Annotated in this window: 11 protein-coding genes and 1 pseudogene; 7 read left to right on the top strand and 5 right to left on the bottom strand. The window is 62.1% G+C overall.

Annotated features, from left to right (window positions below):
• Positions 1-141: 141 nt before the first annotated feature.
• From KDB76_RS20020 to KDB76_RS20000, 5 genes are read left to right on the top strand one after another with little or no spacing between them, the layout of a single operon-like run.
• A complete protein-coding gene (locus KDB76_RS20020; RefSeq protein WP_038410013.1) occupies positions 142-2,973 on the top strand; it encodes a xanthine dehydrogenase family protein molybdopterin-binding subunit in 2,832 nt (943 codons plus the stop codon).
• On the top strand, positions 2,966-3,502 hold the full coding sequence (locus tag KDB76_RS20015) for a (2Fe-2S)-binding protein (protein ID WP_013973477.1): 537 nt from the start codon (positions 2,966-2,968) through the stop codon (positions 3,500-3,502). Before KDB76_RS20020 ends, KDB76_RS20015 begins: the two co-directional genes overlap by 8 nt.
• A 2-nt stretch (positions 3,503-3,504) precedes the next feature.
• Positions 3,505-4,716, top strand: a complete 1,212-nt coding sequence (locus KDB76_RS20010) for a cytochrome c (protein WP_013973476.1) — start codon at positions 3,505-3,507, stop codon at positions 4,714-4,716.
• Positions 4,717-4,719: 3 nt separating this feature from the next.
• The gene (locus KDB76_RS20005; RefSeq protein WP_038410012.1) at positions 4,720-5,691 is read left to right on the top strand and encodes an XdhC family protein; all 972 of its coding nucleotides are present in this window, start codon (positions 4,720-4,722) and stop codon (positions 5,689-5,691) included.
• On the top strand, positions 5,688-6,254 hold the full coding sequence (locus KDB76_RS20000; RefSeq protein WP_013973474.1) for a nucleotidyltransferase family protein: 567 nt from the start codon (positions 5,688-5,690) through the stop codon (positions 6,252-6,254). The genes KDB76_RS20005 and KDB76_RS20000 overlap by 4 nt, the downstream gene beginning before the upstream one ends.
• A 16-nt stretch (positions 6,255-6,270) precedes the next feature.
• Here KDB76_RS20000 and KDB76_RS19995 read toward each other — a convergent pair whose 3' ends face one another.
• From KDB76_RS19995 to KDB76_RS19975, 5 genes and pseudogenes are all read right to left on the bottom strand, one after another.
• Positions 6,271-6,897 carry a GAD-like domain-containing protein gene (locus KDB76_RS19995; protein ID WP_038410011.1) on the bottom strand — a complete coding sequence of 209 codons (627 nt, stop codon included), beginning with the start codon at positions 6,895-6,897 and terminating at the stop codon, positions 6,271-6,273.
• A 24-nt stretch (positions 6,898-6,921) separates the two neighbouring features.
• Positions 6,922-7,539, bottom strand: coding sequence for a GAD-like domain-containing protein (locus KDB76_RS19990; protein WP_023661099.1), 618 nt, complete (start codon positions 7,537-7,539; stop codon positions 6,922-6,924).
• A 19-nt stretch (positions 7,540-7,558) separates the two neighbouring features.
• Complete coding sequence (locus tag KDB76_RS19985) at positions 7,559-8,905, bottom strand: DUF6861 domain-containing protein (protein WP_013973471.1); 1,347 nt, start codon at positions 8,903-8,905, stop codon at positions 7,559-7,561.
• Positions 8,906-9,254: 349 nt separating this feature from the next.
• The gene (locus tag KDB76_RS19980) at positions 9,255-9,878 is read right to left on the bottom strand and encodes a GAD-like domain-containing protein (protein WP_013973470.1); all 624 of its coding nucleotides are present in this window, start codon (positions 9,876-9,878) and stop codon (positions 9,255-9,257) included.
• 15 nt (positions 9,879-9,893) lie between these two features.
• Positions 9,894-10,136, bottom strand: a pseudogene (locus KDB76_RS19975) (polymorphic toxin type 15 domain-containing protein); the annotation flags it as partial.
• A gap of 356 nt (positions 10,137-10,492) precedes the next feature.
• Between KDB76_RS19975 and KDB76_RS19970 the strand changes: the two are divergent.
• Complete coding sequence (locus KDB76_RS19970; RefSeq protein ID WP_013973469.1) at positions 10,493-11,176, top strand: response regulator transcription factor; 684 nt, start codon at positions 10,493-10,495, stop codon at positions 11,174-11,176.
• On the top strand, positions 11,173-12,495 hold the full coding sequence (locus tag KDB76_RS19965; protein WP_013973468.1) for an ATP-binding protein: 1,323 nt from the start codon (positions 11,173-11,175) through the stop codon (positions 12,493-12,495). The genes KDB76_RS19970 and KDB76_RS19965 overlap by 4 nt, the downstream gene beginning before the upstream one ends.
• Positions 12,496-12,517 lie beyond the last annotated feature (22 nt).

The following is a 12,517-nucleotide window of genomic DNA, read 5'->3' as shown; positions in this document are numbered from 1 at the left end:
CTCAGGCATGTCGCGACATATTGTCGACTTGACTTTGCCTGCGCCAACACAATTGCTGTAAAATTGACGTACAGGTCAGCTTTTCAGGCTAGTACCAGAATCAAAAAAAGGGCAGACCCCCTGCTGCCCAGAGGATCAAGCATGTCCAACCGTGATATTTCCCGGCGCGCCTTCCTGCAAGGCGGCCTGATCGCTGGTGTCGGCGTGACCATGGCGCCGCTCGGCAGCCAGGCATTCGCCGCGCTGATGGAGGAACGCGTCACCACCTCGCCGCAGAAGTGGATGAACCATGATGGCAAGGCACGTTTCCGTAACGATGCCTTGTCCAAGGTGTGCGGCGACAAGGTGTTCGCCCGCGACATCCGTGCCAAGGACATGCCCGGCTGGCCAGCACAGCAGGGCCATGCGCTGCTGCTCAAGGCGACCAAGGCCGACCGGATCTATGCCGGCCATGACCTCAGCCTGCTTGGCGCCGACCTGCAGCCGGACCGCATCGTCACCGCTGCCGACCTGGAAAAGGACGGTATCGCCTGGCCAGAGGCCCACTCGCCCGACCCGCTGCTGCCGCCCGGCAAGGTGCCGATGTTCATCGGTCACCCGGTGGCGATCCTGATCTGGCACGACTTCGAGCGCTTCCGCCAGGCCAAGCGTAAGCTGCAGTTCAATGACCAGGCGATCCGCTATGGCGCCCAGGCGCCGCTGTACCAGCGCGACCCCTACGGCAGCTTCCGCTTCGTGCGCGTGGGCGGTGCCACACCGTTCGACGACGATGAATTCTCCAGCCTGAAGAATTCCATGCTGTTCCCCACCATCCTCAACCGCAAGCCGGTGTGGTCGAAGCAGCCCAACCAGCATGGCGACCTGACCGAGCAGGGCCTGTTCCATGCCAAGCGCATGGCCGAGCAGCTGGACAACCCGCCCGAGGACTGGCTGGTGTTCGACGAGCGCTACAAGACGCCGTCCATCGAGCCGGCCGCCCTGGAGCCGGACAACGGCAACGGCTGGTACGACCCGGCCAGCGGCACGCTGCACTTCGTGGTGGCGACCCAGTGCCCGTTCGAAGTGGCGCAGGAATGCGTGCACATGATCAAACCGTCGCGCTTCGCCCTGAACACGCTGAACATGCACCCGGGCTATACCGTGGGCTACGGCTCGAAAGACAACAACATCTTCGTCTTCTACGCCGCCGTGGCCGCGCTGTATGGCGCCGGTGTGCCGATCCGCCTGGCCAACGACCGCTACGAGCAGTTCCAGAGCGGCATCAAGCGCCATGCCTTCGATATCCGCTACCAGTTGGCGGTGGACAAGAAGGACAACAGTTTCAAGATCTTCCGCGCCGACATGACTTGCGACGGCGGCGGGCGTATCAACTACAGCCCCTCGGTGGCGGCGGTCGGCGCCACGGCGGCGCAGTCGATCTACTACATGCCGCAGAACGACCTGTCGGTCACTGCCTATCACTCCCGTGGCGTCGAGGCCGGCTCCATGCGCGGCTACGGCACCCTGCAGACCATGGCCGCCACCGAAATGATGGTGGATGAGGTCGCCGGGCGCCTGGGCGTCGATGCCATCGACCTGCGCCGCGCTAACGCGCTGAAGTCGGGCATGAAGAACACCCAGGGCGCGGTCCCGGCCGGCGCCCTGCGCCTGTACGAGATTCTCGACAAGGCCGCCGTGCACGACTGGTGGCGCAACCGCGACGCGCGCAAGCAGCAGATGGACGCCAAGGACCCGGACCACTGGTATGGCGTGGGCTTTGCCATCTGCCAGAAAGACTTCGGCACCGGCTCCGAAGCCCCCATGGCCAGCATCGAGTTCAGCCGCGATGGGCGCATCAGCCTGCGCCACATCGGCACCGAGCTGGGTACCGGCATGTCCACCTCCCAGGCCCTGGTTGTCAGCGATTTCCTCGGCCGCTCGGCCGACGAGGTGAAGACTGCGGTCACCGAATGGCCGGAGCTGCAACTGACCACCAGCGGCAACCCGTACCTGATCAGCCAGCCCGAGCAGGACGCAGCGCTGCGCAACCCGCGCTGGGTCGGCAAGCTTGCTTCGCCGTCGTCGGCGACCAACTCGGCCTTCTACTTCAGCCATGCCACCCGCGAAGCGGCACGCGTGCTGTTCAACCACGGTCTGTGGCCGGCGGCCATGGCCATCTGGCGCCAGGGCCCGTACGGCGGCCAGGCCAACCCGCTGGTGGTGCGCCGCGAGAATGCGGTATGGGTCAACGGCGAGCTGACCGGCAACGGCCTGTCACCGATCCCGTTCGCCCAGCTGGCCCAAAAGGCCCATGAAATGGGCCTGGTCACCGGCGTCAGCGTGCACGGCTTCAACCGCTGGAGCTGGGCCGAGGCCGACTTCGTCATCGATGGCGTGCGCGAACGCTTCCCGCTCGATGCGGTGGCAGTCAAATACGGCGATGGCGCGGTGAGCGCCAAGAAGGCGCAGATGAGCAGCCACGGCTACCACCTGCTCGACCGGCAGAACGCCGCCTACCCCGACACCCAGCTGAACAACGCCATGGTCACCTACTACAGCCCGGTGGCGACCATTGTCGAAGTCAAGGTGAACAAAGGCACTCACGAAGTGCAGGTGCTCAACCACCACAGCTGGGTCGAGTGCGGCCGGGTGCTGGTGCCGGAACTGGTCAAGGGCCAGCTCGAGGGCGGTATCGCCATGGGCATCGGCCATGCCTTGACCGAAGAAATGCCGTTGTACGAGGGCGGGCCCGGGGAGGGCGACTGGAACTTCAACCGCTACCGCCTGCCGCATGCGCGCGACGTGGCGGTGTGGCAGCAGACCAGCGAAATCCTCCCGCCGCTGTCACCGACCGACCCGTCCAAGGGCATCGCCGAGGTGGTGATGATCCCGGTCGTCGGTGCCATCGGCAATGCCGTCGCGCATGCCATCGGCAAGCGCGTTCGCGATCTCCCCATCACCCCAGCCCGTATCAAGGAGGCCCTCAATGGCTAACCGTCCACTGCAACTGACCCTCAACGGTCAACCGGTCGGCCCGGTCGAGGTCCCCGACGACCTGGCGATGATCGACTACCTGCACGAACACCAGAACCTCACCGGCTCGCGCCTGGGCTGCGGCCAGGGCATCTGCCACGCCTGCGTGGTGATCGTCGACAACCCCGACGGCACCAGCGAGGAGGTGCGCACCTGCATTACCGGCGCGCATTACTTCGAGGGCAAGAAGGTCCGCACCATCGAGGGCCATGCCAAACAGGACGAGGCCGGCAACCTCACGCTGAACCCGATCCAGCAGAAGTTCGTCGACCTGTTCGCCTTCCAGTGCAGCTACTGCGCGCCGGGCTTCGTCAATGCCGCCACGGTGCTGGTGGAAACCGCCCAGCGCCAACCGCTGAAGAAGAGCGAGGTGGAAGACCGCATCGAGGCGAGCCTGGGCCACCACATCTGCCGCTGCACCGGCTACGTGCGTTACTACGACGCCACCCGCACGGTGCTCAACGACCTCGGCCTGGTCAAGGAGGGTTGAGCATGGGTCTTGTTCGTAGCGCACTGGCGCTGGCTCTCGGCCTTGCCTTTACCTCGCTTGCCCAGGCAGCCGACCAGGCGCAGGTCAAGCGCGGTGAATACCTGGCCCGCGCGGCTGACTGCATGGCCTGCCACACCGCCGAAGGCGGCGCGCCGTACGCCGGCGGCCTGCCGATCCATTCGCCGTTCGGCACCATTTACGGCAGCAACATCACCCCGGACAAGCAGTACGGCATCGGCAACTATAGCGCCGACGAATTCTTCGCCGCGGTAACCGAGGGCAAGCGCAAGGACGGCGCCAACCTCTACCCGGCGATGCCGTACACCTCGTACCACCTGATCAAGCGCGAAGATTCGGACGCGATCCTCGCCTACCTGATGACCGTGCCGCCAATCAACCGCCCGGCACCGCAGACTGCGTTGCGCTTTCCGTTCAACGTTCGCCAGGGGCTGAGCGGCTGGAACATGCTGTACGGTAAAAGCGTGCAGTTGCAGCCGACCGAGGGCAAAAGCCCGGCCTGGCAGCGTGGGCAGTACATGGTCGAAGTCATGGGCCATTGCGGCGAGTGCCATACCCCGCGCAACCCGATCGGTGCGTTGCAGCAAGACCAGCGCCTGAGCGGCGGCCTGCTGGGTGGCTACCTGGCCCCGAGCCTGCTGGCCCAGGATCTGGCCGAGCGCGGCTGGACCCAGCCGGACCTGACCACCTTCCTCAAGCACGGCATCAGTGCCCAGGGCAGCATGTTCAACGAAATGTTCCCGGTGGTGCACCACAGCACCCAGCACCTGGAGGATGCCGACCTGGCGGCCATGGCCACCTACCTGCTGGGCGACCAGCCACCGCCGGCCAAGGCCATCCAGGCGGTGGCGCTGGAGCAGATGAGCGAAAGCGCCAAGCGCGGCCGCCAGCAATACCTGAATGTCTGCGCCGGCTGCCATGGGGTGGACGGCGAGGGCAAGCCGCACATCGCCGTGGCCATGCGCGGCAACACGGTGCTACGCCAGGCCGACTCGCGCAACCTGGTCAAGGTGGTCCTCGAAGGCATTCGTGAACAGCAGTTCACCGGCTTCGAGCGCATGCAGCCGATGCCGGGCTTTGCCGACAAGCTCGATGACCAGCAGGTGGCGGATATGGTCAACTACCTGCGCCAGGCCTGGGGTGGATTGCCCGGTGACCTGAGCGTACAGCAGCTCGCCGAGCTGAAGGCGGAGTAAAGGGTGCAGCATCTCGATCTACAGGTGGTCCGCCAGGCGTTGCAGTGGTCGTGCGGCGGCCAGCGGGTGTGGTTGTGCACGGTACTCGCCACCTATGGCTCGGCGCCCCGTGCGCCGGGCTCGCTGCTGGCGGTGAACGCCAGCGGGCAGTGGCTCGGTTCGCTGTCCGGTGGCTGCGTCGAAGACGACTTCCTCGAACGCGTGGGGCGGGGGGAGTTTCCCGAGCCGGTGGCTATCGTGCGTTATGGCGATGGCAGCGACTCGCGTTCGAGCATCCGCCTGCCGTGTGGCGGCGTGCTGGAAGTGCTGGTGGAGAACCTGCCGGCCGAATGTGACGTGCAGGCGCACCTGCGTGAGCTGGAAAGCGCATTGCAGGGCCGGCGCCGTGTGTTGCGTGAAGTGAGCCTGCCCGAGGGCATGCGCCTGCTTGCCGATGACCACCGCCAGGGGCCGCGTGTGCAGTGTGAAAGTGCCTGTGTACGCTTGCGTGTGGGGGCCGCCCAGCGCCTGCTGCTGGCCGGGTACTCCAGCGTCGCGCATTTCTGTGCCGAGTTCGGCAAGGGCATGGGCTTCGAAGTCATCCTCTGCGAGCCGCGTGACGAAGTGCTCGACGGCGTGCGGCTGGATGGCATCGAGGTGCGTCGTGAGCTGCCATCGGAGTTCATCGCCCATGGCGGTTGCCATGCCGACACCGCGGTGGTGGCGCTGACCCACGACCCGAAGATCGATGACCTGGCCATGCTCGAAGCGGTGCGCACCGAGGCGTTCTATATCGGTGTGATGGGCTCCCGGGCCACCTCCGACAAGCGCCGCGAACGCCTGCGGCGGATCGGTGGCCTGGCCGAGGTCGAACTGGGCCGCATCCACGCCCCGATCGGCCTCAACCTGGGCAGCAAGACCCCGGCCGAGATCGCTTTGGCGGTGCTGGCCGATATCCTTCGCGTGCGCAATGGTATCGAGCGGGAGGCGCTGTGAGCGTGGTTGCACTGATATTGGCTGCTGGCAGCAGCGTGCGTTTCGGGGCTGACAAGCGTCGGGCGCTGTTGGTTGATGGTCGCAGCTTGCTGGTGCACAGCGTGGAGCGGGCCTGTGCAGTGTTCGACGATGTGCGGGTGGTGTTGCGCGAGGGGGAGCGGGGCGTGGATCTGGGGCTGCCTGCGGGGTGCCGGGTCGTCTCCAGCCCGGACTTTGCGTTGGGCATGGGCCATAGCCTGGCGGCCGGCGCCGCCTCGCTGGCCGACAGTGAGGCGCAGGCAGTAGCGATTCTGTTGGGTGACATGCCCTGGCTGGAGCAGGCAACCCTTGCCCGGCTGGCTTCCAGGGCCAGCGCGTCGACCATCGTGTTGCCTTGCCATGAAGGGCAGCAAGGTCATCCTGTGCTGTTCGGGCGCGATTTCTGGCCGGCGCTTGCGCGCCTGACCGGCGATGAAGGGGCGCGTTCGGTGGTCAAGGCCAACCCGGCGAGTTGTGTCAGGGTAGAAGTGCCGGATACCGGTGTGCTGCTGGATGTCGACAAGCCTGATGCGGTTCACCGGTGAACGCACTTGTCAGGGCCTATTCATCTTCTTCGTCAGCCAGCTCATAGGGTTGAAGCTCGCTCAGTTGGGCGAGCAGTACCAGATGCTCTACCGCCTTGAGCTTTTCAAGCCGCTCGAGGCTGTCTGACCCTCCCAGCATCAAGGCAGGAACAAAGCCATACATTTCGACTGCAGCCAGCGTGCCGAGCCGTTCCCTGGCGGGTTCGAACAGGTCGTCGAAATAGATGCATTCGGTCATCAGCCACATGAGCAGGCCGTGGATCTTGTTGTCTCGCTCTTCATCGCCTGAGCTTTGGGCGCCATCGAGGTAACGGGAATGGTACGCCGCAATGGTCAGCACCGAGCCGGTGTTCTCACCCCACAGGTACAGGTCGCCAAAAGCGCTACGGGCGATGAGGTGATAAGTGTCGCGTGCTTCGAAGTGCGTGCCTGACAGCCAATACGCTACTACGTCTTCGTAATCCTGAGGGTTTACCAGCCAGAACAGGCCACCGCCGTAGCCGCACCAGCCGTGCTCTTGCCAGTATCCCAGGAGACGGTTGGGGAGTTTGCCTTGGTAATGATCGAGGGCAGAGGGCGGTACTGGTTGGTGGCCGACGGGGTCGCCGAAGGTTTCGAGGAAGATGCTGAATATGACGTCCATTTGATTAAGTCCTTTTTTAAGTGTTTAGAAGTCGGAAAAGCTATAGGGCTCGATGCTGCAAAGCTGAGAAAGCAGTACAAGATGTTCAATTGCTTTCAGCTTCTCAAGATTTTCGAAACGAATTGGGCCGCCAAACACCAATGCTGGAACAAAACCGTACATCTCATCCGGCCCTAGTATGCCGAGGTTCTTCTTGGCAGGCTCAAACATTTCATCAAAATCATTCGAATCCAAATCTCTGCAGGCGAAAAAATTTTGCACTTGCCTGTCCATGTCAATTGCTGTCAATTCATGTGTTCTCCCAACATAACGGCCAATATGCGTTGCAATTTTTAGTGAGAATCCCGTTTCTTCGCCAAACAAATAAAGATCACCAAAGGCTCCGCGGGCTATGAGGTGAAATCTGTCGTACTTCTCTAGGTTTGCACTCTCAAGTACAGATGCAACCACGCCATCATACTCTTGTGGGTTTACGGTCCAAAACATGCCGTCACCGTACCCACACCATCCATGCTCAATCCAGTACTGTAGAAGTTTATCCGGTAGCTTTCCTCGATAACGGTCAATGGTCGATGCAGGCACCTCCTGTCTATGCATAGGTTCACCGACTTCCTCAATAAATACGGAAAATGCTTCGTCCATATGATAACCTCCAGATATTTCAGCACTTGTGCAGTTTCACATTTAAAAGGCCGGAGCCACCACCTGTACCAGCCATCTCTTCGGCGGCCCGCCTGAGTCCGCCTATCCTGTTTTTCCACTGAGGGCCAATGCTCGAGTTGACCTGTCTATCTCCAAAATCAGCGATAGCGTCCCGTCCACCAGCACTGAGGTCCGGGTTATGCAAGGCTGCAAGCGTTGACATTGTCTCTTTGGCTTGCATTTCTGAAAGTTTTCTTGCTTCACGCGGACCCATCGTTTTGGATAGATCCTCGTGAATCCTATCTCTTATGTTTGTGTACAAGTCTTTTCGTGCCTTTTTGGCAAGCTTGGGATCGCGTTTGACGGGGTTGGCCACATTTTCCAAAAACTCCTCAACCGTCAGCCGATTCAACCCATCCTGCTGCCCCTTCAACTGCCGTTCAAACTCGCCATGCTTGGCGGGTGGCAATTTGTCGGCCTTGAAGCACGCCACGGTATGCAACGGCATGCTACCGGGCTTCCCTGTCGAGGGCTCCTTGTCTTTCTCAGCCGGCCGATCAGGCTGCATCGGTTGCGGCTCACCCACCGCCCCCTTGCGTCGCTCCGGCACCTGCAGGTCTGGCCGTTTCTTCAAGCCCTCTTCATGCTTGAGCATCCATTGCCCCAGCCGCGCACCTTTGCGGCTGGCCGCCATTTCCTGGGCCAGCACCCGGGCATCGCCGCGGTCGCGGGTGAGGTACGACACGATCGCTCCCAACAACAGCAGCACGACTTCCACATGGCCTTGGGCAATCTGATGCGTGGCCCGGGATATCGCATAGGGGTCGTCCCGGCAGAACGGGCCCGTGCCTTCATTGCCGCAGGTGCCTTCCCAGGCGAAGCGAATGCCATCGACGTAGTACTCGCCGATACGCGGCAAGCCCTCGATGAAGAACTCGGCGATGGAGGCCAGCCCCAGCGCGCCGAGGATCCAGCCACTGACCTTGAGGCCCATAGCCGCGCCCGCGCCGGCGAACGGAATGGTTCCGGCGCCGCCGGCGAATGTGCCAACCCCCGCGCCAAGCAGGCCACCGGTAATGGTGCTGCCGGCGACGATCATCGCCATCTGCCGTACGACCATCAGCAGTTCGTCGACGATGCTGTTGATGTCGAGGTCGGCGAAGCGCTGGCGCAGCATGTGCGCCGCCTGCCATTCGGCGTGGTAGAAGGCTGTGCGGACGGCTTCGATCCGGCGCAGGTTGAGGCCTAGCGAGGCGACTTCTTCATTGAGGCTGGTGCGGAACTGGCCACCGCTTTGGTAGCCCACCATGGCGATGACACGTGACTCGATCTCGTGCCAGGAGGGCACGAGGTAATCCAGGTACATGAGGTGTCTCCCTGACAGCGTGTGCAGGGGGAAATCCCATCATGGATTCGGATCGGAAGTTTCTGAGTCAGTTGTAGGAAAATGCGACTTCGTTTCCGGCAGGTTCGGCGAAGCTCAGGTGAACATGGCGGCGAAGAGGTGGGTCAGCGTCAATGGGGTAGGGTGATGACTGAATAGTCGCAACATGGACTCGCCTCGGTGCTTGCCGCCGAAAGCAACAAGCCACAGAGCGGCCACTTAAGCCTTGACCGTGCCCATCATGTATAGGTGCCAAGCGCCTGGCGGCGCTTGGTCCGTGATGGCGCTACTTCATTGTTCGTTGAGAAAGGATAAGTGAATGGCTGCAGCATCAATCTGGTTGCTTGGAGAAGGGGTAAGATTGCAGGTCTGTCAGTTGCGCGAGAAAGACCAAGTGCTCAATGGCGCTGACCTTTTGAAGGTGCTGCAGGGAGTCAGAGCCACCCAGCAAGAGTGCGGGGAAAAAGCCGTACATCTCGTCATGTTTAAGTCTGCCAAGCTTTTCTCTGGCGGGATTGAAAAGGTCGTTGAAATCATTTGAGTCGACTTTTCTTGATAGGATGAAGCCTTGGAGTTCAGTGTTGAGCTGTTCTGTTGTAAAGTCGGTCTTATGAAAGACGTATCGAGAACTAATGCTCGTGATTTTTAATGAAAAGCCAGATTTTTCGCCCCATAGGTACAGGTCGCCGAACGCGCTCCGTGCAATCAAGTGATAGTTGTCGTGCGAGCCAAGTGTCGTGCCTGCAATCCAGTAGGAAACCACAGCGTCATATTCTTGTGGGTTGACCAGCCAGAATATACCTTCGCCATAACCCGACCATCCATGTTCGGACCAGTATTCCAGAAGCTTGGGAGGAAGCTTGTCTCTATATCGATCGATTGTTGATGGAGGTACTTCCCGGCGGTCGATTGGTGGGCCGAAATTTTCAATGAATCTGGCAAAAATTTTATCCACTTGAATTTCCTTGTCTTAGCATTTGTGTAATTTTACATTCATGCGTGTTGAGTTTCTAAGGTTCGGTGGCACTGTTTCGGCGGCCTTTTTTAAATTCGGTATCTTTGTTTTCCATTGTGGGCCAATTATTGAGTTGACTTGGCGATCTCCAAAGTCTGATATCGCGTCTCTGCCTCCTGCTACAAGGTCTGGGTTGTGCAGTGCGGCTGTTACCAGCATGTGATTTTTGGTTTTTTCTATGGCTACTTTTTGTGCTTCGACTGGATGACACGTGACTCGATCTCGTGCCAGGAGGGCACGAGGTAATCCAGGTACATGAGGTGTCTCCCTGACAGCGTGTGCAGGGGGAAATCCCATCATGGATTCGGATCGGAGTTTTCTGAGCCAGTTGTAGGAAAATGCGACTTCGTTTCCGGCGTGTTCGGCGGAGTTAGGCTGTCGGGGTGGGCCTTGGGTGGGGCTTCAAATGTTTGTCGCTCCCGGGAGCGTGTGGCAGTTGCGCGGTGCTCGTTGCCGCAGGCGCCACACATCCCCAATCCCCCACAAAAGGTCCATAATCCCCCCTTAATCCGCCCAAGGTGCAATGCCAGCTACACCATTCCGGGAGCCCCACCATGCACGTTCTGCTCTGCGAGGACGACGACCTGATCGCCGCCGGCATCTGCGCCGGCCTTACCGCCCAGGGCCTGACCGTGGACCGTGTGGGCAACGCCGCCGATGCACGGGCGATGCTGCAGGCCGCGCAGTTCGACGTGATGATCCTCGACCTTGGCCTGCCCGACGAAGACGGCCTGAAGCTGTTGCGCCGCCTGCGCGAGAAAGGCGAGACGCTGCCAGTGCTGGTGCTCACTGCCCGTGATGCGGTTACCGACCGGGTCGATGGCCTGCAGGCCGGCGCCGACGACTACCTGCTCAAACCGTTCGACCTGCGCGAGCTGGCTGCTCGCCTGCACACCCTGCTGCGGCGCGTAGCCGGGCGGGCGGTGAATGTGATCGAACACGGCCCGCTGCGCTACGACCCGAGCAGCTGCGAGGCAACCCTGGCCGGCCAGCCGGTCGACCTGTCCCGGCGTGAACAGGCATTGCTCCAGGCGCTGCTGCAGAACCCCGGGCGGGTGCTGTCCAGCGAGCAGCTCAAAGACTGCGTGTACGGCTTCAGCGACGAAGTCGAGAGCAATGCCCTGAACGTGCATATCCATCATCTGCGGCGCAAGCTGGGCAACGGCATCGTCGAGACCGTGCGCGGCCTGGGCTACCGGCTGGGCCCGGCGCAAGCACCGGAGGAGGCGGCATCATGAGCCTGCGGGTACGCCTGAGCCTGATCCTGGGCAGCGCCTTCGTGATCATCTGGGCGCTGGCCGCCGCGTGGATGCTGCGCGACCTGCGCCAGCAGATGATGTTCTCCCTCGACCAGCGCCTGGTGGCTTCGGCGCGCATGGTTGCCGGGCTGATAGACCAGCTGCCGCAGCCGCTGACTGCCAAGGGTGGGGAGGCGCACTTTTCCGCCGACCAGTTCAGCGTGCCGGACGGCATGGCTTGCCAGGTCAGCTCACTGCGTGGCGAGATTCTCGCCAGCAACCACAAGCACGATGGCGTCATGGACGATGAACGCAGTGGTTTCCGAGACCAGACCATCGACGATGCCCTGTGGCGCACCTTTACCTATAACCATGGCGATGTGCGCATTACTACCGCCGACCGGCACATGGAGCGAGAGGCACTGAACCAGTCGATCCTGCTGGCGGCCTCGGCGCCGGTGCTGATGGCCCTGCTTGGCAGCCTGGGGTTGTTGTGGATCGGCCTGGGCAAGGGCCTGGAGCCGCTCAACCGCATGCGCGATGCCCTGCGCCGCCGGCGCGCGGACAGCGTCGAGCCGCTGCAGGTGGCGGGCATGCCCGGCGAACTGCAACCGTTGCTGGAAACTCAGAACCAGCTGTTCCTGCGCATTGCCCAGACCATCGAGCGTGAGCGGCGCCTGACCGACGATGCCGCGCATGAACTGCGCAGCCCGCTGACGGCGATCAAGACCCACCTGCAGGTAGCACGGATGACCGATGGCGCCGTGCGCGAGCAGGCGCTGGAGCATGCCGAGCAGGGCGCCGACCGCATGCACCGCACGCTGGAGCAGTTGCTGATGCTAGCGCGGGTAGAGGGCAGCCTGTCGTTCGAGGATGGCATACAGTGCAGCGCCGAGCAGGTGGCCCGGCAGGCGGTGCAGGATGCCGGCGGCGGTGACAACCGGCGCATCGTGCTGCGCTTGCCTGAAGCCGCTACGCAGATCTACCTGGGTATGCCTGCGCCGTTGGCGGTGGCGGCGCTGCGCAACCTGCTGGACAACGCCTTGCGCCATGGCGGCGACGAGGCGGTGGAGCTTGAGGTGCAGATGGCTGACGGCCAGGTGGGCTTCATGGTGCGGGACCATGGGCCGGGGATTGCCGAGGCGGACCTTGAGCACCTGACCGAGCGCTTCTGGCGTAACGGGCAGAGTGGTGGATGCGGGCTGGGGCTGGCGATCGTGCAGGCGATCGTGCAGCGTTGTGCCGGTAGCCTGAAGTTCGACAGCCGCAGTGATGGGTTGCGGGTGTTGTTGCAAGTGCCGGCGCGCTCGGGGCATTGATTTTTATTGCCTGTGCCGGCCT

This window comes from Pseudomonas sp. JS425, from assembly GCF_018223845.1.
Lineage (GTDB): Bacteria > Pseudomonadota > Gammaproteobacteria > Pseudomonadales > Pseudomonadaceae > Aquipseudomonas > Aquipseudomonas asiatica.
Note: the sequence above shows the minus strand (reverse complement) of the source record. Positions and strands in the feature narration are given on the sequence as shown.